General features: G+C 32.5%; 17 protein-coding genes and 1 tRNA gene. 1 reads left to right on the plus strand and 17 read right to left on the minus strand.

Features of this window, described 5'->3' with window-relative positions:
• Nucleotides 1-79 precede the first annotated feature (79 nt).
• The 12 genes from ADIWIN_RS11615 to ADIWIN_RS11660 all read right to left on the minus strand — a co-directional run bounded on the left by ADIWIN_RS11615 (nt 80) and on the right by ADIWIN_RS11660 (nt 14058).
• Entirely contained in the window at nt 80-1033 is a 954-nt protein-coding gene (locus ADIWIN_RS11615) for a DUF6371 domain-containing protein (protein ID WP_020896458.1), read from the minus strand.
• 264 nt (nt 1034-1297) lie between these two features.
• Complete coding sequence (locus ADIWIN_RS11620; RefSeq protein WP_020896459.1) at nt 1298-2335, minus strand: ATP-binding protein; 1038 nt, start codon at nt 2333-2335, stop codon at nt 1298-1300.
• A complete protein-coding gene (locus tag ADIWIN_RS20540) occupies nt 2335-2475 on the minus strand; it encodes a plasmid mobilization protein (RefSeq protein WP_020896460.1) in 141 nt (46 codons plus the stop codon). The genes ADIWIN_RS11620 and ADIWIN_RS20540 overlap by 1 nt, the downstream gene beginning before the upstream one ends.
• Nucleotides 2476-2682: 207 nt before the next feature.
• Nucleotides 2683-3606: a hypothetical protein gene (locus ADIWIN_RS11625; RefSeq protein WP_020896461.1), complete on the minus strand. Its 924-nt coding sequence runs from the start codon at nt 3604-3606 to the stop codon at nt 2683-2685.
• Between the two features lie 5 nt (nt 3607-3611).
• Nucleotides 3612-4973: a tyrosine-type recombinase/integrase gene (locus ADIWIN_RS11630; protein ID WP_040757178.1), complete on the minus strand. Its 1362-nt coding sequence runs from the start codon at nt 4971-4973 to the stop codon at nt 3612-3614.
• A 54-nt stretch (nt 4974-5027) separates the two neighbouring features.
• Nucleotides 5028-5100 (minus strand) — tRNA-Met (locus ADIWIN_RS11635).
• A gap of 163 nt (nt 5101-5263) precedes the next feature.
• Entirely contained in the window at nt 5264-6109 is an 846-nt protein-coding gene (locus tag ADIWIN_RS11640) for a leucine-rich repeat domain-containing protein (protein WP_020896463.1), read from the minus strand.
• Nucleotides 6110-6240: 131 nt separating this feature from the next.
• Entirely contained in the window at nt 6241-6423 is a 183-nt protein-coding gene (locus tag ADIWIN_RS20085; RefSeq protein WP_081669574.1) for a CPXCG motif-containing cysteine-rich protein, read from the minus strand.
• Nucleotides 6424-6428: 5 nt separating this feature from the next.
• Nucleotides 6429-7748 carry a TolC family protein gene (locus tag ADIWIN_RS11645; RefSeq protein ID WP_040757180.1) on the minus strand — a complete coding sequence of 440 codons (1320 nt, stop codon included), beginning with the start codon at nt 7746-7748 and terminating at the stop codon, nt 6429-6431.
• Nucleotides 7738-10935 carry an efflux RND transporter permease subunit gene (locus ADIWIN_RS11650; protein ID WP_020896465.1) on the minus strand — a complete coding sequence of 1066 codons (3198 nt, stop codon included), beginning with the start codon at nt 10933-10935 and terminating at the stop codon, nt 7738-7740. The genes ADIWIN_RS11645 and ADIWIN_RS11650 overlap by 11 nt, the downstream gene beginning before the upstream one ends.
• Nucleotides 10935-12074, minus strand: a complete 1140-nt coding sequence (locus ADIWIN_RS11655; RefSeq protein ID WP_020896466.1) for an efflux RND transporter periplasmic adaptor subunit — start codon at nt 12072-12074, stop codon at nt 10935-10937. The genes ADIWIN_RS11650 and ADIWIN_RS11655 overlap by 1 nt, the downstream gene beginning before the upstream one ends.
• A gap of 76 nt (nt 12075-12150) precedes the next feature.
• Complete coding sequence (locus tag ADIWIN_RS11660; protein ID WP_020896467.1) at nt 12151-14058, minus strand: ABC-F family ATP-binding cassette domain-containing protein; 1908 nt, start codon at nt 14056-14058, stop codon at nt 12151-12153.
• Between the two features lie 112 nt (nt 14059-14170).
• Here ADIWIN_RS11660 and ADIWIN_RS11665 point away from each other — a divergent pair, with 112 nt between their 5' ends.
• On the plus strand, nt 14171-14578 hold the full coding sequence (locus ADIWIN_RS11665; RefSeq protein WP_020896468.1) for a DUF983 domain-containing protein: 408 nt from the start codon (nt 14171-14173) through the stop codon (nt 14576-14578).
• A gap of 3 nt (nt 14579-14581) precedes the next feature.
• On the opposite strand, the gene ADIWIN_RS11670 is transcribed toward ADIWIN_RS11665, so the two are convergent.
• From ADIWIN_RS11670 to porK, 5 genes are all read right to left on the minus strand, one after another.
• Nucleotides 14582-15625, minus strand: coding sequence for an NAD(P)/FAD-dependent oxidoreductase (locus ADIWIN_RS11670; protein WP_020896469.1), 1044 nt, complete (start codon nt 15623-15625; stop codon nt 14582-14584).
• A 149-nt stretch (nt 15626-15774) separates the two neighbouring features.
• Nucleotides 15775-16686 (minus strand): type IX secretion system ring subunit PorN/GldN, encoded by a 912-nt coding sequence (gene porN / locus ADIWIN_RS11675; protein ID WP_020896470.1) that lies wholly within the window; start codon nt 16684-16686, stop codon nt 15775-15777.
• A gap of 62 nt (nt 16687-16748) precedes the next feature.
• Nucleotides 16749-18323, minus strand: a complete 1575-nt coding sequence (gene porM / locus ADIWIN_RS11680) for a type IX secretion system motor protein PorM/GldM (RefSeq protein ID WP_020896471.1) — start codon at nt 18321-18323, stop codon at nt 16749-16751.
• A gap of 46 nt (nt 18324-18369) precedes the next feature.
• Nucleotides 18370-19005 carry a type IX secretion system motor protein PorL/GldL gene (gene porL, locus ADIWIN_RS11685; RefSeq protein ID WP_040757182.1) on the minus strand — a complete coding sequence of 212 codons (636 nt, stop codon included), beginning with the start codon at nt 19003-19005 and terminating at the stop codon, nt 18370-18372.
• Nucleotides 19006-19093: 88 nt separating this feature from the next.
• A complete protein-coding gene (gene porK, locus ADIWIN_RS11690) occupies nt 19094-20440 on the minus strand; it encodes a T9SS ring complex lipoprotein PorK/GldK (RefSeq protein WP_498370485.1) in 1347 nt (448 codons plus the stop codon).
• Nucleotides 20441-20530: the final 90 nt, after the last annotated feature.

Consider the following 20530-nt stretch of genomic DNA (forward strand, 5'->3'; position numbering starts at 1 on the left):
ATTTTAAAGATATAAAAAGAAAGAAGAATTTATCAAAAAACATTGTAGGAAAATTAATTTAACAGATGACAAGTTTTCTTTAATCAGAAAAATTTAAATCAAAAACGGACAACATATAATCAACCAAGTCCTCCCCATCATTTAAATTCGTTCCCTCCAAGAAATTACCACAAACTATATCAAGTCCTTTCTTACCAAGATTTTTTGTCTTTGCATTCCAGTCTTCAAAACAAGACTTATCTGGATAAGCAAGAATTTTTCGTCCTTTTAATGGCTTCAACATATCCTCTTTAAGACCCGATTTAGAGCCAGTAGCCATCCAAATATAACATGGCATAAAGATGCTCATAATGACCGCTGTTTTTTCTGCTTCTACAATAGCTATTGTTTTATAACTATTATCGATTAGAAGATGCAAACCAAACAAGCATTGCCGTAATACAAAAGCCGAATTGTGTGTTACATCTGTATTACTTTCTGATTTATATTGCAATCCTTGACTACAATCCGAGTCAAAACTACTGCTTTTTAACACTTTATGCATCCAATTTATATGAGAATATGGTTGCTTTACCCTACTGCCTGTGTGAGCCTCATATAACATTACCTTACCTGCTTTTATTCTCATTAATTCATCGATTTGCCAAAAAATAGTTGCACCATTCCAATGATTAGAAGTACAAATAAAATAGCGTTTAACAGCTGCGATTACATCTACTCTATCAAACTTAGTCTTAAGGTATTTTACAAAATTATTATTCTCATAATTATTAGCAAAGTCCTTAATAACTCTATCATCATGAAAGCTTGGTCTAATAATCTTAGTTGGGAATTCTGAAATATTAACTAAAGGCATATTTCCTTTTGGATTTTGGTGATACCCACACTTAGATTCCCTATCACATCTTCCTATATATGGCTCTAAATAATTAAAGGATATATTATCAATATATCTTACCAAGGTTCGTTTTGAACAGTTAGGGCATTGAAATTTTTTACTAGTTCTATCTAAAGAATATTTATAATTACTCATGTATTTTAAATTTAATCGTAATTCGTAAAATTCGTAACCACTATATAGCTTACGTTCTTTACGAATTACGAATCGTTTGTTTAAAAAAGTTTCTCATATAAAAATCGCAATGCATCTTCATCTGAAAATTTTACTTTCTTTTTCTTTTTAAATTTGGTATTTTAATACTGTAATCTTGCTTTAACATATTATACAGCCTACTCCTTTCCTGCGAGGAAAGTGACTGACTAACTGTATATACTGTTTCTGCAGTCATTAAAAAAACTATGCTATTTTCTTTAAATTATATCTAATTGTGCCTTCGCTTACACCAAGTTCTTTTGCAATTAAAGTATTTGAAAGCCCATCATTTTTCAACTTTAATATCTGAGTATTTCTATCGTCAACACCATGCATGTCAAACTTTCTTAAATGTTCTTCCTCTGAGGAATAATCTATAAACTCAAACATCAAAAAGTTAATTGGCTGAGCAATACGGCACATTATCACGTTGTTCTCATGATATATTTTTTCAGTATTTCGTTGTTTAATCTGTTTTAAATAACGAACATCAGGCTCCGAGGCACTTTCCCCAATTGCAAAAGCACTATCACAAAAGTTCATAAGCATCTTACTACCTGCTAAATCATTTTTGGTGATGGGATTAGAGGCGTTTCGTTTTGGGGTGTGGGCTAAAACTATAATGGTAACTCCGTAAGTACGATTTATCTTTTTTAGATGCTTCATAATTAATAAAGCATCCTTAGCGCGTTCATTATCACTTTTAAGAAACGTGATATTATCGATAATCAGAACTTCGGCTTTATGATCCTCTATGACAGAAGAAAAAGAGTGATTTAAATAATCTTCAATACAATCAAACTCTTTAGGAAGTTCGAGATCTGGATTTATTTCGGCTCGTAAAAAATTATCGTGAAACACATAATGGTTTTGATAATTTTCTGAATATCGCTTCTCAAATTGTTTATCGGACAATTCAAAATCTAAATAAGCTACTTTTTTTGAACCTACTTCTAACCTAAAACCATTGATAGGTTTACCTGAACTAATACTATCAGCAATTTGAACAGCAAGAATAGATTTTCCTACATTAGTATCTGCAAAAAGCACTGAAACTTCACCTTCGAACAAAAACTCTCCGAACAACATTTTAGGAATAGGTCTAGCTTTAGCTTCATCCACCCATGTATTAGCTCGTTTAACGATAAGGCATCCTGACTCTTCATTAAGACGTTCTAATTTTTTCTCATCTGCTCTAGAAGCTTCCAAAAAGCTTCCTAATTTTTCTATGACAATCTCCATTATAGCAGAATATATTTTGGAACTGATTTCTCTCTGATGTATTCTGATATTGATACACCTAATTCTTGAGCCGCTGCTTCAATTTCTACATAATCCAAATCGGAAATTCGAAGAGTAATAATTTTTGTTTTTTTACGCATAATAAATTTGAGTTTAACGTCTGTTGAATGTCATTCTCAAAATCGAGTGTTTGACATTCAAAACAGGCTTATTTACAAACGTAAAATTATAACATTCAATAAATTAACTATGAATTTAGAGTTCAATGAAGAGCACAAAGGAGTTCAAATTTGACATTTATAAGTCAAATTTGAATGAATCAGTTCAAAAAAAATTTAAGCTTAATTTTAGACGTCTAGGTCTAATATTTTAGAGGAGTATTTTAACATTCTTCCATCATGTGCTTTATTGATAAAAGCATAAGGGTTATGTAATTTTGAGATTGATATTTGGAAGTTTATTTTAATAAATTCCATAAAACGTTTAGGCTTTGTATCTATCTTTTTCGTTTTAATAAGGGCACAATATAAACTAGAAATATTTGCTTTTTCATCGTCTGTAAGATTATCAATAGTAGTATAGATATAATGAAATAATGTATTGTCAGCAGTTATGTCGCGAAACTTGTCGTGAATATCATTAATATAGCCTGTTTTCCCAAAATCTTCACTCTTCTCAAAATTAAATTTATCGTTTAATTCTATTAAAATTTTTAGATTAATATAACGTTTAAAGGCTTTACTTAAAACCTCATTGACCACTATGAGCTCATTATTAAAAAACTCGATATTCCCAAGAAGATATTCCATAAGAATATTTTCGTCTTTAGAAAAATTCTCTGCCATAGCATTTAAACCAAACTTCACCATAGGCATTCGTCCAACTATACTATGGTGATCTATGTCGTTAGCTGTCTTTTCAACCTTAGTTAACACAATATTCTTAAGTTTCAAAGCTATAAATATTTCATTAAAATCCTCTAAAGCTAAATCGTATATTAACTCTTTTTTTCCAAAAGATTTATTTTCAAATGGAACGAAAAAATCAAAAAGTCCTTTTCTAATATATGAAGCATAGTGCTTTATTATGAAATTAAAAAAATCAAGTTTGAATAAACGTGTAGGCTTCAATTTAATATTAATTTCGTTTATATCGAGATCTATTTCGTTACTATAAATGAAAACTCCTTTTTTAATAAGAAGATCAAGAAAATCCTCAGGACTCTCAAACGATTCAAGTTCTTCTTTATTTGTGATATTAAAAAAATTCATAACCTCTATTCTTTAAAATATTTTGAAAAATCCTCAGGAAGTTCTGCATCAATATCTCTTAAATACTTTTCAAGAGCATCCATAGTATTATGACCTGTAATTTGCATTAAAGCACTTTTAGCTTCATAGGGAGTTTTGTCCTCTCGAAGTGAACGGTATAATTTAGTAACATAAGTATGTCTAAAACTATATAACCCATGATCCTTTCCTAAACCTAATTTGTCTTTTACTTTTTTAAATTGTTTCGTAAAATAATCCCTTTTATTATCATCTTCAATAATCCATTCATCAGCGATTCCCTCTGGTGTAAATAAGCTTAAAGAATGATCCTTACCTATCAAATCAGGTATAGCATCTATTAAAATCTGTGGGATTATTTTAATCTTAACTGCTTTGTTTTTAGCACGTATATACATTTTGGCATCTGCAACGTCAATATCGCCAACTTTCAGCCTACAAATTTCTATAGGTCGTAAAAAGCCATAACAAATAAAATGAACGAAGAGCAATAAGGTTTTATCGTTCTCTTCAAGATAAGTAAAGATGTCATCTTCCACAGAGGATTTATAAGTTTTATTTCTTTCTGGATTAGACTTTAGAATATTTATCTTTTTAACAAAATTCTCTATTACAATCTCATTATCATATAGAACCTGAAAGAGTGAAGAAATATCCGTACGAGAGTTATTCCTATTTCTAGCACTTGTATTAGTCAACACTTCATTTAAGAAGTCAATAACAATTTTCTTGTTAATAACCGAAATATCTTGTGTTTCCTTTATCTTATTTATTTTCAGCCACTTTCTAAATTGATTAATACGACTTTTATAACGCGAATATGAGTTAGCTTTAAGGGTATTAACTTTTATATGCAATGCTTTATCAAAAGCTTCTTGAATTGTGGTTTTGACTTCCTGAGAAATTGGCTCAGCGATTGGTTTATTGACGGAATTCACTTTAGAGACAGGCTTAAATGAAAAATCGTTGCCTTGCTCTAGCATTTCTGAAATAACTTCACTCAGGTCTTTGTTATCATCATAGGGATTATACCCACGATCTAAGATAAACAGCAATGCCTTTTTTAATTGAGTAAGGATAATAGTGCGTTCTTTCTTCGTTCCATGAACATTAGCTCCACCTTTTATATTAGGTTGTCTTTTTAATTTATGTGTTTTAGGGTCTCGATAGGAATAATAAATATACCAAGCCTTAGAAAGCGCTTTTTTCTGTTCTGCTTTATTAAGCGAAGACCATTTGGAGGCATCGACTCCTCCTGTATAAATTTTAGGTTCTGAGTAGGTTAATTTCATTGGGCAATCGTGTACTCTATCGTGTACTGCACGCAAAAATAAGGAAAAAGTAGACATAAAAAAACGGATTGTGAGAACACAATCCGTTGATTTTACTGGGCTTTCGCCTTGTAGCGGGAACTGGACTCGAACCAGTGACCTTCGGGTTATGAGCCCGACGAGCTACCTACTGCTCTATCCCGCGATGTTAATCAAAAAACGATTTTCTTAGCTTTTAACTTTCGGTTCATAATGCCGACATATCGTTTTGGGACTGCAAAGATAATACTTTTTTTAGAATACCAAAATATAAACTAAAAAATAACGCTCAAATTAAAAATTAATTTGAGCGTTACTATATCTATCACTTAATTTCCATCTTCTTCCTCTGCATCTAATGTTGCTAATGCGCTATTTTTATTAACGTCATCTAAGTCAAAATCCACAATATTTGGAAACTTCTCCTTCAACGCAGCAAAGTTGCCCTTAAATTGATTCTGACCTAATAGTAATGTTTTTAGATTAGTCAATTGTGCTAGTTCGCTTGGTAACTCACCATAAAATGCATTATTTGATAATACTAATTCTTCTAATTGTGCTAATCCTCCTATTGTTGAAGGTATTGTTCCTAGTAATCTGTTATCGAAAACGCTTAAAACTTTTAAGGATTTTAAACTAGATAAATTAGACGGAAGATGACCTATTAGTTGGTTGCTACTTAATATTAAGCTTTCTAACTTTGTAAGGCTCCCTATAGATGAAGGAATCTCACCAACAAGGTCATTATTAAATAATTCTAATGATTTTAATTTCGCCAAATTTCCAATATCAGAAGGAATTTTACCGCTAAATACATTAGAGAATAATTTTAACTCTTCTAAGTTAATCATACTCACTATCGTATGTGGCAATTCACCTCCTATTTTATTGAAAGATAAATTAAGAGATTTTAAATGTGTTAATTTTGAAATTGATTCTGGAAGTGTCCCATTTAAACCATTAAAACTTAAATTTATGGCTACAACATTTTCATCTTCTATGGTTATGCCAAACCATTTTGAAACTGGTTGGTCTAAATCCCAAGATTTAGTCCAAGAATCCCCATTGGTTGCAGTGTATAAATCTACAAGTGCTGTTTTTTGATCTTTAGAAACTTCTGCAAAAGAGAATATTGAAATTAAGCAAAATACTAGTGTTATTTTAAGTGTCTTCATAGTGGTTGATTTTTTGTGGAGGGACACAATAACAGTACGAATATAACCACTATCACCACGAACTGCAAATTTTTTCGACGAACTACATTCTAAAAAACACAAGTATCTAAAAATAAGAGAGTTAAAAACTTCTACTGTTCTATGTTCTGAGATTCAAAACTTACAATTTCCTGATTGCTTATAGTTATTGAAAGTTGAATGGGATTACAGCAGATTTCGCAATCCTCAATATAGCTTTGACGACTTTGAGACAAATCAATCAACATAGAGATTTGTTCCCAACAATAAGGGCACTGAAAAAAATGTTCTTCCATTACATTTATAACTCAACATTTAATAACTCACCACTAATTTGAAGCACCTCTAGCTCAGATAGTTTTGCTGAAAACTTAGCTTGATTTCGACTTAATTCAGCATTAAGTAAATTTACTTGTGCTTGCCTAAACTCAATAGAATTAACTTGTCCGATTTTGAATTTTTCTTGGGTACGATCAAAATTATTCTGAGCCGTTACAATATTCTTTTCCTGAATATTATAAATTTCTAGTTTATTTTGGTAATTATCCCAAGCATTATTAAAGTCACGTTCTATACTGAGTAAAATACTTTCTTTTTGAAGCTTTTGCGTTTCAAGATTTATCTTAGCGTTCTTTACTCTTGTTATAGTTGATCCACCATCAAATAAATTCCAACTTAAGTTTACACCTGCTGATAATCCTGTATTTGTTGAAATTGCTAAAAGCGCTACGGCGTTATTATCATTCTTATTCCAACCATAAGTACCCGATAAACCTATAGTTGGTAAATATGCTGATTTACCTGAATTAATATCGAGCTCACTAATTAAAATATTTTTTTCAGTTTGAAGCAATGCGACATTACGCGTTTTTGCTTTTTCCAATAAACTATTTTTTTCTAATTGAAGCGTAAACTCTACTTCCGTCTCAACATTAAAATCATTAGAATATGTTTCTCCTAAAACGAATTTTAAGTCGCGCTTAGCCGTTTTTATATCTTGCTTTGTATTAATAATATTGATACTATCTGTGTTAATATCTACTTCCGCATTTAGCACTTCTAACTTGGTATTTTGACCGTATTCAAACTGATATTCAGCTCTAATCAATCTATCCTTCGTATTATTCAGTGTTTCTTCTAAAGCATTCAAATTATCAGAAAGCTGAGCCACATTATAATACACAGAAAATAACTGAAGTATGGTTGTTTCTATAGTTTGCCTAGCTTGTAATTCTGATAGTTGGTATTGCTCCTTTAATCGTTTATAATTATAACGTCTACCTAAGCCATCAAATAGTATATAATTCAAACTCAAACTGGCGTTATAATTAGAACTTTCGGCACCATTTAAAAAAGCATCTGGTCTTCCATCTGAAAATTCAGCTTCAGTATTATCCAAATTATAGTTTGCACCTGCACTACCAGTAAGGGTTGGCAGAAAGCCTGTATTAAGAATATTGGTATTATTCTCAGCAACTGTAACCGCATTTTCTGCGATTTTTACTCCGTAATTATTATCTAAAGCTATAGAAACGGCTTGTTCTTTGGTTAAAACCTCTTGTGCTTGCAAACCAAGACAGCATGCAAAAAACAAAATGGTAAGTTTGCTTTTAGTGATCATTTGCTTCATTTTGTTCTTTTATGGCACGTTCTACTTCTTCTTTGGTCACCTTATTTCCTGTAGCCAACCATTTGCTATTCTGTTTGATACTGTTACTAAATGATAAAAATAAAGGTAACACCAACAACGTTAAAACAGTAGCATAAGCAATTCCGAAAGAAATAGAAATTGCCATTGGTTTTAAAAACTGTGCTTGTCTACTTTTTTCCAATAGTAAAGGGGCTAAACCTGCAACAGTCGTTAATGACGTTAAGAAAATAGCTCTAAAACGCGACTTTCCGGCTTCAGATAATGCCAAATCAAAAGTCATCCCTTCTTTTAAATTACTATTAAACTTTCCTATCAGAACCAAACCATCGTTCACCATAATACCAATTAAAGCAATAATTCCTAAAAGCGATAAAATATTAACCTGAAATCCTAACAACCAATGTCCCCAAGCTACTGCTGTTAAACTAAATGGAATCAGCATTAAGAGTAATAACGGCTGTGAATAACTTCTAAATGTAAATGCAATAGTGATATATATTAATAATAAAATAACTGGACCAGCAATTGCCAACGAGCCCGTTAATTTATCTGCTTCACGATTTTGCCCTTCAAATGAGGCATTAATAGTTGGATATTTAGATTGTAATTGAGGAATAAAAACCGTTTTTATATCATCTAAAATATCTGTATTACTTGTACTAGGATCTTTTAAATCGGCATAAACCTGGATTTCTCGTTTACCTTCTAAGTGATTAATTGCCACATCTCCTCTTGCAATACTATAACTAGCTATATCTTTTAGAGCCACACGCTCACCTGTTGGTGTTACAATTCGCATGGCATCTAAATCGTTAATAGAACTTCTGTTTTCTCTATCATAACGTACCCAAACTTTAATTTCATCTTGTCCACGTTGAAAACGTTGTGCTTGTGAACCAAAAAATCCTGAACGTATTTGAGCCATTACGGTTCTTAAATCGAGACCTAATAAATAGGCACTTTCTTTAAGTTCTAATCGTATCTCTTTTATACCAGCAGGATCATTATCTCCGATATCTTTAAGCAATGGGTTAGTTTCCAAGTACTTTTTCAGTTCTATTTTAGCAGCTTTTAATTCTTCAATATTATTACTTAATAAAGATACGGATACAGGACTTCCTCCAAAATTACCTCCAGAGCCATAGATAAGACGCTCTGTTCCAATTACAGGACCTACCAATTCTTCTAATCTATTGGTAATTAGGTCGGCCTTTATTTCATCTGGTCGTTCTTCTCCTGGTAATAGGTTAATTCTTAGTCTTGCGTTAGAACTGTTTCTGATATCAACTATCGTATTTTCAAACAATTGTTTTCCAGTCCCTTTTAGATATTTCTCCGTCAATTCTTCATTAACGATAAATGATTTTTCTTCAATCAAGGAAATAATAGAATCAGTAATTTTCACATTAGTTCCTGCTGGCATTACCAATTCAATATTAGCAGAATCACTAGCTACTCTCGGGAATATAGTTACTCCAATAACACCTCCACCAAGTGAACCAAGGGTTAATATCAATAGGGCAACAAAAATACCAAGTGATAAAATCTTAAAGTTTAATACAAAATTTAAAGTTGGCGTATAAACTCTATCTCTTAAAAAAGACATGAAACGATCTCCACCCTTATTCATAAATCTCATAAATGAGAAAAACCGTTTTATCTTAGAAGGATTTTTATTTTCTTTCTGAGCTCTTAATGCCTTAGAATGCGCTAAATGCGCGGGTAGAATTATAAGCGCTTCTATTAAAGAAACGATAAGCGTTAAAATTACAATTACAGCAACCTCACTAAAAAATTCACCAATTCTACTATCTAAAAAGAAGAATAATGAAAATGCCAAAACCGTAGTAATAATTGCTGATACCACTGGCGGAATAACTTCCATTGTACCATCTATCGCAGCTTGAATTGGTGTTTTACCTTTTTCGTAATGCTGATAAATATTTTCTGCAATTACAATGGCATCATCTACCAAAATCCCAATAACGATAATCATACCAAAAAGTGATAAGACATTAATGGTAACATCGAATTGAGAGGCAAAAATAAACATACCCAAAAACGAAATTGGTAGTCCAAAAGCAACCCATAGCGCCAATCTTGTATTTAAAAATACAGATAAAAACAGTAATACCAATAGCATACCTGCTATAGCGTTTTCAGCCAATAATTGTGTACGTTGTTTTAAGGTAATAGATCTATCATTAACGACTTCTAGTTGTACATTGTTATACATCTGATTGTAACCCTCAATGTATTCATTTACTTTATCCGCTGAAGAAATTAAATCCTCATTATTAGTACTGGTAATAGCAATATTTACGGCTAAATTCTGATTAAAATAAGTCGCATTTGGCGTTTCAGAAAAACGATCTCGAACAATTGCCACATCTTTTAAACGAATTACTTTGCCATCAGAAGAGGCTCTAACAATAATATTTAAAAGCTCATTACCATAATACTGTCTATTATTGGCTCTAATTAAATACTCTTCAGCAACTGTTTTTACATTTCCTCCTGTCACTAAAATATTAGCATTACTCACTGCTGAAGCCACCTCTTCGAAGGTTAGATTATAAGCCAATAGGTCTATTTCATTAACCGCTATTTCAATTTCCTCTTCAGGAAAACCAGATAATTCAATTTGAGAAATTCCTTCAATTCCTCTTAAATCTGTTTCCACTTGCCGTGCCAATTGCTTCAAAGTTACCAGAGGAATATTTTTTCCGCTTATGGCAAAAGAAATCGTTTCTCTTACAATTTCTTGCTTTGAAACAACCAAAGGCTCCATACCTGTAGGGAATGATGGTACGCGATCTACCGCATTCTTAACTTCTAAAAGCATGAAGTCTATATTCTCCCCTTTATCAATCTCTACGGTTATAGATCCACTATTTTCTAACGACGTAGAAGTAACTCTATCAACACCTTTTAAACCTTTTAGGTTATCTTCAATCTGAAGTACAATTCCTTCTTCTATTTCCTGAGGTGAAGCTCCAGGATATGTAATACTAACAGTAATAATTTTTGTTTCAGTAAGTGGAAAGAAAGATGACTTTAAAGACAAAGCCCCAATTATACCAAAAATAACAAATGCAAGAATTAATACATTTACTGCAACATGATACCTTATAAAATATTCAATTATTTTTCTCATTATTGAATAGAGTCAGAGGTTTTATCACTATTACTTGCTGCTTTCACATGCATACCAGCGTAGGCACCAGGAACTGGTTTTCTTAAAATTATAGTTCCGTTTGGAACGTCTCTTAAAACGACACTTGTATTAGAAAAATGGGCTGGTCTTACCGCAATAACATCAAGTAAACTATCTTTAATCACATATATTTCTTGAGTATCTAACAATAAGTTTCTGTCAATTTCTATTGCGTTTTCAACTTTTTCAGCATTTAAATTAGCTTCAAGATACATTCCTTCCTTAAGATCCGAATGTTCAACTGCAATATAAGCCGTTATGGTTTGTGTGGTTGCATCTATACTTCCATTAACACGCGACACTTTACCTTCATACGTTTTAGTATTATCTAAACTAGTTAAAGTAACGCTCTCACCCACTTTTAGAACATCAGCAAAAGACTTGCTAACTGCGACTTCCATTTCGTAAATTGAAGGATTTATAAACTCACCTAGTTTCTGACCATTTCTGACTAAAGTTCCTTCTGTAACTAAAGCCTCTGTCAAAATCCCTGAGAATGGTGCAATAATTCTATATTTTGTTAAACGTTGTTCTAGGTTCTTTACATTGTAAAAAGCACTTACAATGCCACGACCAGTAATGAAGTAGTTTTCTTTTTCGCCTGAAATTTCTGGTAATTTTGGAGTGGTTTTATTTAAATCAAACCCATTTAAATAGGTTTGCCATTTTTGAAACACCTCGGGAAAATCTAAACGTAAATCTGGCATTATAGCCGCAATACTATTATACAAGTCACTTTTAGCAGATTGTACACTCGCATAATACTCCGAAGCATCAATACGAATTAATGTTTCACCTCTATTGAATTTCTGACCTGGTTTGAAAAGCTTTGACCCTGTTTTAAATAATCCTTGAACTTCAGAATACAACTCAACACGTTGCAAAGCCGTAAGGTTTCCGTTTGCAGCAATCACAATTGGTATCGTTGTGTTTTTTACGGTATCTACAAGTACTGTTTTAACCACTTTAGGGATAACAGGTTTTGGTTTGTGTTTATTATCTATAAGATAATTAGCAAAAATGAATGCACCTATTATTAATGCAACTCCTAAAACGGATAAAATAATTTTTCTTAACATAAGCTCCTTGGTCGTCAATTATTTACAAAGCTAACTTTATAGCTAATTGAAGCCGTTAAAAAAATCTTAATTATTCTTAAGAAATAGCATCTAGGTCAAACTGAACAGCCTCCCAGTCTTCCATTAATTTCCCTAAGGATTTTTTATTTTTCTGATAACCATCAAAAAACTTAGGATCTGAAGCTGTTTTATCGTAATCTGTTGCCAATCTTAAATCATCAGCTTTAATATCTTTTTCCAGTTGATTAATTTTAGATTCAATATTGCTCAACTTATTATTTAAAGACTTTAATTTCTTTTGATCTTCGTAACTCTGCTTATTGCTTTCTTTTGGTTTGTCTGCTATAACCGTTCTTTTTTCAGCTTCTCTTAAGTTTTCGAGATTACGTTGCTCTAAGTAAAAATCAATATCACCTAAATATTCTTTAATATTCTGATCTTTAAATTCATAAACCGTATCCGTCAACCCCTGAAGGAAATCTCTATCGTGTGAGACTAATATTAAAGTCCCTTCAAATTTCGTCAACGCTTCTTTTAATACATTTTTAGATTTGATATCTAAGTGATTTGTTGGCTCATCCATAATAAGGACATTTAATGGCTGCAACAACAACTTAGCCAAAGCTAAACGGTTTCGTTCACCACCAGAAAGTACTCTCACGTATTTTTCTGCTTCTTCACCTCTAAATAAGAACGATCCTAAAATATCACGAACTTTACTTCTATTGGTTTCATTTGCCGCATCAATCATAGTATCTAAGACTGTTTTATTACCGTCTAAATACTCAGCTTGGTTTTGTGCGAAATAACCAATTTGAACGTTGTGCCCTAGATTTAATTTTCCTTCGTGCTTAATTTCACCAACAATAATCTTGGCTAAAGTTGATTTCCCTTGTCCGTTTTGCCCAACAAAAGCCGTTTTAATATCTCTAGGAACTGCTAAATTCACATTATGCAATACTTGCAAGTCACCGTATCGTTTAGACACATTTTCCAATTCTACAACCACCTTACCTGGCGTAATAGACACCGGAAACTTTAAAGACATTACACTATTGTCATCTTCATCGACTTCAATACGATCTATCTTATCTAATTTTTTAATCAGCGATTGTGCCATCGTAGCTTTAGACGCTTTAGCTCTAAATTTTTCAATAAGCTTTTCAGTTTGCTGAATTTGTTTCTCTTGATTTTTTTGAGCAGCCAATTGCTGAACCTTCATTTCTTTACGTAAAACCAAAAACTGAGAATAAGGCTTATTGTAATCGTAGATTCTACCTAGTGAAATTTCAATTGTACGATTGGTAACATTATCTAAAAACATCTTATCGTGAGATACAATAACAACTGCACCTGTGTACCCCTTTAGGAAGTTCTCTAACCAAATAATAGATTCAATATCTAAGTGGTTAGTTGGCTCATCTAAAAGTAACAAATCATTATTTTGAAGTAATAGTTTCGCTAATTCAATACGCATTCGCCATCCACCAGAAAAGGTGTCGGTTAGCTTATCAAAATCTTCACGCTTAAAACCTAAACCTTGAAGGATTTTTTCAGTTTCACCTTGATAATTATAACCACCTAAAATTTCGTATTGGTGTTGTATATCATTCAAATCAACCATTAATTGATGATAGGTCTCACTTTCATAATCTGTTCGCTCGGCTAACTGCGTATTAATCTCTTCTAGCTGCGTTTCACATTTTTTAATTTCTTTAAAAGCTTGGTAGGATTCTTCTAGAACAGTTTTACCTAAATCAAAGTCAATATCTTGCTTTAAAAAACCGATTCTCATATCTTTATCAGCGGCAATTTGACCTGTATCTTGCTCTTGTTCTTTAGATAAAATCCGAAGCATTGTAGATTTCCCTGCCCCATTTTTACCTATTAAACCAATACGATCACCAAGACCGAGTTTAAAAGTAATTTCTTCAAAAAGATACTCTCCTTGAAATGATATTGAAAGATTATGGATATTTAGCATAAGTTTTTTGAATAACACAATTGCCTTTTACGTGACAATTGTTACAGTGCATCAGTTATATTATTTTATCTTCGCAGTGTCTTAGAAAAATGCAAAAGTAAAGGTTTTAGTTATGATTAGAAAAGGAATGAAACTTTATAGTATTCTTTTTGGTGTATGTCCAAAATGTCATCAAGAATCCATGTACCAGAATAAAAACCCTTATATACTTTCTGAAGTTATAAAAATGGAAGAAACGTGTTCGCATTGTAAGACAAAATACGAAATAGAACCTTCATTTTTCTATGGTTCTATGTATGTTAGTTATGGTGTTGGTATCGCTTTTTCTGTAGCTGCATTTATTATTAGCTATAATATGTTGGGATCTTCATTAACTATTGCTTTTATCGCAATTATAGTTACCTTAATTGGGTTTATGCCAGTTATTATGCGTTTATCTCGTAACATCTGGATTAATCTTTTTATGAGTTATAATAAAGAATTAGCGGAAAAATCGGATGTAAAAACGACAAAGCATTAATCACTACTTAAAACGGTTGACATCAATTTCAGCATCTAAAATTTCATTATTTTCTATAAAATTAAATAGCATATTAGCAACGTAAGGTGCTATCATTACACCTCGTGTCCCCAAACCATTAAGCACATAAAGATTATTGTGTTTTATATGTCTTCCAACTAATGGTCTTCTATCTTTTACTGTTGGTCTTACTCCGGCAACGTGATTAACAACTTGGAAATCGCATTTTATAAATGTTTTTAATTTTGAAATCAATTCCGCTTTCGCTGATTCTGTTGGTGTATTTGATTTGTCATCGTTATTGTATGTTGAACCAACATTATACAAATCATCACCTAATGGAATAATAAATACAGACGATTTTATAGCATAATCAATTTTTAAATCTGGCGCTTTTATAGTTAATATCTCACCTTTAGAACCGGTAAGTGGGATCGTATTGAAATACGGATTATGTTTTACTCCAAAACCTTCAGCAAATACAATTTGTTCTGCTTTTAGATTTTCATAATGAATAGCATCGTCTTTAAACTGAATATTATTATGAATAAACGATCGCTCTTCTAAGCTATTATCCTTTTTTAGGCGATTCTTGTAACTCGTAATTAGCATTTCGGTATCTAATCGTCCGGCATGTAATACTTCACCAAATCCATAAGGTGCATCAATTTCAGGATTATCATTTTTAATAAGCTGAAGTGAAAGATAAGATTCTAAAGACGGTTTGTCTGATGCTGTAAACCACTTATTTTGCTCTCCTATAGACGTAAAACGTCTTAATATTCTGAGCTTATAATCTATTTTTATATTTAACTCGCTTTCAATTTTAGAATATAAAGGCAATGCTAGTGCTAATTGCTCTTTCGCTTTCCATACTTCTGAAAACCGTTTTAGAACAACTGGATTATACAATCCTGCAGCAACTATAGAAGACTTCTGAGAGTCATCATTAAATACTACAAACGTCTTATTATTAGCCTTTAATTGCTCGCAAAACGAGATGCTAGCCAATCCGCATCCTACAATGATATAATCTACTTCTTTCATTATAGCAAAAGTAAATAAATGTTTATCATTCCTGCGAGGTGAGGAATCTAATTTTAGTCTTTATCTAAAGATTCCTAATTTCGCAGAAACAACAACAAAAAAACGCCCACTTAATAAGTGAGCGTTTATATATTTTATGTTAAAGCTAACTAGTAACTCCACATATCTTGTTCAAAGTTTCTAATCTTGTCTTTGATACGTTCTGATTCTAAAAGCTGCATTAATGCATTTTCTGCAACATACTCCTTTACTTCTCTATCACCATAAACATTTTCTTCTTTGTAGATTGATCCACTAAAGCGTCTGCTGTTTAATAAATGATCGAAAGATAATGGCACAGCGCTATTCTTGTTATTGAAAGCTTTCGCTTCATGAAGAATATCTCTGATTTCTGGGAAAAACACCCAAAACAAACCGATAGGCTCTTTATTAGATTCATCATCAGAATCAATAAAGTTTACATCTGGTGCTGCTGGCGCAATACCTAAGATACGAAACTTTAATTCTCCTTGACGCTTATCAAAATACCAAAGTCCTTTTACTAAGTAAGAATTAATATCCGCAGGACCAATTTCTCTACGAATCTTGTATTCTTCTGGCACTAAAGCCGTATCAGTAACACCTTCAGCATTCATCCAATCAATTCCAACATCGGTAATTCGTTCCATTACTAAAGCAGGAGCTAAATCTTCCATAGTACGTTCTTCAGTAAAATATGAATCCGCATATACTTTTGGAATTGTTCCATCATTGATATTTTGCATTAGCACCATATACAATGATTTTCTATCATCACCTAAATTGTCTTCAATAGGAAAGTATAAAGGAAAATTAGCACGTTCGTCTAAAACAATCTTTTCCCAAGTCATTTTAGAAAATAAAATATCTCTATCTCCGACATATCCATATTCTAAAGGCTTGTCGTTATCTAGAAGTAACTGTGCTTCAGTTTTCATACCAATTTCTTCCGGTATTTTTGCATTTAGGATATTAGCCTGAGCAAACATACTGTTTGCAGCTAATACACCTAATCCTATACATAAAAAGCTTTTTAAATTCATCTTATTTTTATTATAATTTGGGATTTTCTTTTAATAATGATTGTTATTTTAACAACCTATTATTAGTTACTTACCTCAATAGTAATTGTTGAAACGCCTTTTAATTGGTAGCTAGAATTCCCTTGAATCTTCGCTTTAATATTAAAAATAGTAACGACATCACCTGCACGTGCTCTACCAATTGCTGATTTTGCTTGTGCATTCATTTTAGTACCAGCAACATTAACAGTAGGCTGTCCAGGTACTTTTACTTGGAACGATGTTACGTTGATTGGTAAGTCGAATACAAAATCATCTAATTTAGCACCAACAGTACCTATTTCTAGGTTACGTTTAGGTAATTTAACAAAACCGTCTTGACCTGAAATAGTACCCGTTGGTTTTGGAATATCTTTAATTCTGAATGTTTGTTGATCACTAACTCTATTTCCATCATCTAAGGTAGCAGATACATTAATTGTAACCTCTCTACCTGTTCCTGGATTCATAGTGTATTTACCAACACCAGAACCTTTAGATAAACCTGACCCACTAGCTGACACTTTATTATCTGGTACACCAGCAAAAGAAATTGTCATTGGGTTAGCAACACCACGATAAACAACGTTCATCTTATCCGCAGAAATAGTTGCAGAGTTTGGTCTTGGTACAACCACATAGTTAGCTACGATTGGAATTGGTAATTCCTTACCATTCTCAATAAAGGTAAATTCACCTTCAATTGAATGCTCTCCAACATTACCAACATTAAAATCTAACGTTGCTGCACCTGTTGAATCAATTGCATTTTTTAAATCAACTTCTTTACCTTGTACGACTAATTTAGTTGGAGGAACATTTGCATATTTTCCAATAACAACACGTCCTTGAAACTTTTCACCTGCGAAAAAAGCAGATTTATCAGCTAAGACAATTGCCTTATAGTTGTTAAGCGTTGTAGCTTCTGATAATGTGTTTCCTAAAAATAAGTTATAAAGGTTAGCTTCTGTTACTTTAACATCATTTTGCATTGCTGTTAACTTAGTATAAGATGCAATTGCTGGATAACCTTGAAAGTTATAATTTAACCAATCAATTTTCTTTCCATCCTTATTAATCTCTTGTGCTGTGCTAAACGTTTTTTCAAAAGTCTCACTTTCACCTCTATAAGCTTCATCTTTAGATAAGATAGCTTTAATGTCTGCTTTGTAATCATTAAGAGCAGCCATTACTTTGTCTCCTTCTTTTGTTAAACGATCACCAGTAAACCAAGCTTCATCAAGAATATCGGTTTTATCCATTGCTTCAAAAGGTAAATTACCTGTTTTAGGATCAATTTCATATTCTCCTGTTTTAAGTAAATCTATTTTTACTCCTTCAAGAAATTTGAAGTATTTATCTGAAGCAATTTGCACTTGTTGTGCTCTTGCTGCTGGGACACTAAATTCCTCAGGTTTTTCCTCACCTTTAGTCTTTAAATCTGTAAGCATCGCTTCATTTCTACTTCCTGTTGCTTCATTAGCATCAGCAAATTTCGCTTCCATTAATCCGAAAGCAGATAGTACTTCTTTGGACATATTCATTGCCATCATAGCAATAAATACCAAGTACATCAAGTTAATCATTTTTTGCCTTGCGGACTGTTTTCCTCCTGCCATTTCTAACTAGTTTTTAATTGTTAATAATTATGATTATAAAAACCAATTAATTTTTGTTCATTGCAGATAACATACCACCATATACACCATTTAAAGATGATAAGTTAGATGCTAAGGATTGCATTTGTTCTTTTAATTTAGTTGCATTTTCTACAGCTTCTTCGTTGATAGCAGCTTGACGATTTGCGCTATCTACTTGTACTTTATAAAGACTATTTAAAGATGCCATTTGAGCTGCTGCTAATGACATTTCTTCGCTATATTTCTTTTGAGACGCCATAGAATCAACTGTAGGAGAAATTCCTTTTGCTGCTCCTTCGAAGTTTTTAATGCTATCACCTAAGCTTGCCATAAGCGCACCATCAATTTTAGCATCTTTTAATAAGTTGTCTAATTTTTTAGATAACATACCTTCTGCATCTTTAGGCTCTTCTAAAGCTTTCTTTTTAGATCCTAATGTTTGACCACCTGCTAATTCTGGATAAACTAATGACCAATCTAAGTCATCACCTTGCTTCTCAAATGCTGATAGTGTAAATACAAGTGCTTCAACAATCATACCGATAGTAAGGATAAGGGATCCATAAGGCCAGTGTTGAATTTTGAATAATGCTCCAACAATTACAATTGCAGCTCCAAGTCCGTAGACCATATTCATTGTTGATAATTTCTTTTGTGCCATGATTTTAAGTTTTGTTTTTAAATGAGCTTGGTTGTTAATACTCATTTTGGATTAATATTAGGTTTAAGTTAAGTTTAATAAGTTTGAATTAATTTGTTGCAGCGTTTTTAGTTACTTCAGTTCCCATATAATCTTGAACTGTTCTAAAACCGATATAACTTCTTGCAGAATCAGCATATTCATAATCTCTAGAACTTACTTGCAAGAAATAAGCAACATCTTTCCAAGAACCACCTCTAACTACTTTACGTGCGTTGTTAGGATCATTTACATTTGGATTAATTGATGACGCAAATTCATAAGACGCAGGATCGTAAGAACCGTTTACCCATTCTGAAACGTTACCTGCCATGTTATATAAATTGAAATCGTTAGGATCATAAGAATCCGCTTCTACTGTATATAAAGCTTGATCGGCTGCATAATCACCTCTTAATGGTTTAAAGTTAGCCATAAAACAACCTCTGTCATTTTTAGTATAAGGTCCACCCCAAGGATACGTTGCTCCTTGCAATCCACCACGTGCTGCATATTCCCATTCAGCTTCAGATGGCAATCTGTAAGAGTTTACAAGCTGTCTTCCTCTTTTCTTTCTATCTGCATTATGATACAAAGTTCTCCACTGACAGAAAGCTTGCGCTTGCTTCCAAGACACACCAACAACTGGGTAGTCTCCATAAGCATCATGCCAGAAATAATCATTATGCATTGGCTCATTATAAGAGTATGCAAAATCTCTAATCCAAGCCGTTGTATCTGGATAAATCTCAACTTCTTGCTGAACTATAACTTCAGAACGTTTTAAACCTCTATCCTTGGCAGCTTTTTGAATATCCATATAAGTATACTGGAATTTAAATTGCTTTACATCCCAAGTACGTTGACCGTTATATGATTCTTCTAATGGTAAATACATACCATCCATCACTTCAGCATACAATTCATCTGGATAATCATCCGTGCTGAAATGCAACTTTGCATCGCGATTAATTTTTCTTTGCTCGTTACCATAGGTATTCACCATATAACTTTCGTAAGCGTTAAGATCTTCTGGATTTGCATCTAAATAAGCAAATTCTCCAATATCTCCACTTCCTGGTGTTTTCCCTTCTAAGTCAGCCATCTCAGCTAATTTTAACCTTAGAGTAGAATCTCTTACCCATTCTACAAACTGGCGATACTCACTATTTGTAATTTCAGTTTCATCCATATAGAATGCACGAACTGTGGCTGTTCTTGTTGGCGCGTCTTGTACTCCAGCTAAATCATCATCTGATTTACCCATAATAAAAGCTCCACCTGGCACCAATGTCATTCCATAGGGCTTTTCTGGATGCCATTTCTTACCTTGTACACCTACCAACTGTCCTCGATCTCCAGAATTACAACTGGCTACCATAACTAGTACTGTGGTTAGTAAAATAAACTTCTTAATATTCATAGTAACTCTAGGTTAAATTAGTCCTTATTATTTTTGAGGTCGTAAACATATTTATATATTTCCGAATAAACAACTTTTTTTATC

It is taken from the genome of Winogradskyella psychrotolerans RS-3 (assembly GCF_000427335.1).
Classification (GTDB): Bacteria; Bacteroidota; Bacteroidia; order Flavobacteriales; family Flavobacteriaceae; genus Winogradskyella; species Winogradskyella psychrotolerans.

What these genes read in the sequence shown, in the direction of transcription:
- ADIWIN_RS11670 (WP_020896469.1), bottom strand. Translation starts at nt 15,625, where the DNA reads ATGAAAGAAGTAGATTATATCATTGTAGGATGCGGATTGGCTAGCATC.
- ADIWIN_RS11640 (WP_020896463.1), bottom strand. Translation starts at nt 6,109, where the DNA reads ATGAAGACACTTAAAATAACACTAGTATTTTGCTTAATTTCAATATTC.
- ADIWIN_RS11655 (WP_020896466.1), bottom strand. Translation starts at nt 12,074, where the DNA reads ATGTTAAGAAAAATTATTTTATCCGTTTTAGGAGTTGCATTAATAATA.
- ADIWIN_RS11645 (WP_040757180.1), bottom strand. Translation starts at nt 7,748, where the DNA reads ATGATCACTAAAAGCAAACTTACCATTTTGTTTTTTGCATGCTGTCTT.
- ADIWIN_RS11665 (WP_020896468.1), top strand. Translation starts at nt 14,171, where the DNA reads ATGATTAGAAAAGGAATGAAACTTTATAGTATTCTTTTTGGTGTATGT.
- ADIWIN_RS11615 (WP_020896458.1), bottom strand. Translation starts at nt 1,033, where the DNA reads ATGAGTAATTATAAATATTCTTTAGATAGAACTAGTAAAAAATTTCAA.
- porM (WP_020896471.1), bottom strand. Translation starts at nt 18,323, where the DNA reads ATGGCAGGAGGAAAACAGTCCGCAAGGCAAAAAATGATTAACTTGATG.
- ADIWIN_RS11630 (WP_040757178.1), bottom strand. Translation starts at nt 4,973, where the DNA reads ATGTCTACTTTTTCCTTATTTTTGCGTGCAGTACACGATAGAGTACAC.
- ADIWIN_RS11620 (WP_020896459.1), bottom strand. Translation starts at nt 2,335, where the DNA reads ATGGAGATTGTCATAGAAAAATTAGGAAGCTTTTTGGAAGCTTCTAGA.
- porL (WP_040757182.1), bottom strand. Translation starts at nt 19,005, where the DNA reads ATGGCACAAAAGAAATTATCAACAATGAATATGGTCTACGGACTTGGA.
- ADIWIN_RS11660 (WP_020896467.1), bottom strand. Translation starts at nt 14,058, where the DNA reads ATGCTAAATATCCATAATCTTTCAATATCATTTCAAGGAGAGTATCTT.
- porN (WP_020896470.1), bottom strand. Translation starts at nt 16,686, where the DNA reads ATGAATTTAAAAAGCTTTTTATGTATAGGATTAGGTGTATTAGCTGCA.
- ADIWIN_RS20085 (WP_081669574.1), bottom strand. Translation starts at nt 6,423, where the DNA reads ATGGAAGAACATTTTTTTCAGTGCCCTTATTGTTGGGAACAAATCTCT.
- ADIWIN_RS20540 (WP_020896460.1), bottom strand. Translation starts at nt 2,475, where the DNA reads ATGCGTAAAAAAACAAAAATTATTACTCTTCGAATTTCCGATTTGGAT.
- ADIWIN_RS11625 (WP_020896461.1), bottom strand. Translation starts at nt 3,606, where the DNA reads ATGAATTTTTTTAATATCACAAATAAAGAAGAACTTGAATCGTTTGAG.
- ADIWIN_RS11650 (WP_020896465.1), bottom strand. Translation starts at nt 10,935, where the DNA reads ATGAGAAAAATAATTGAATATTTTATAAGGTATCATGTTGCAGTAAAT.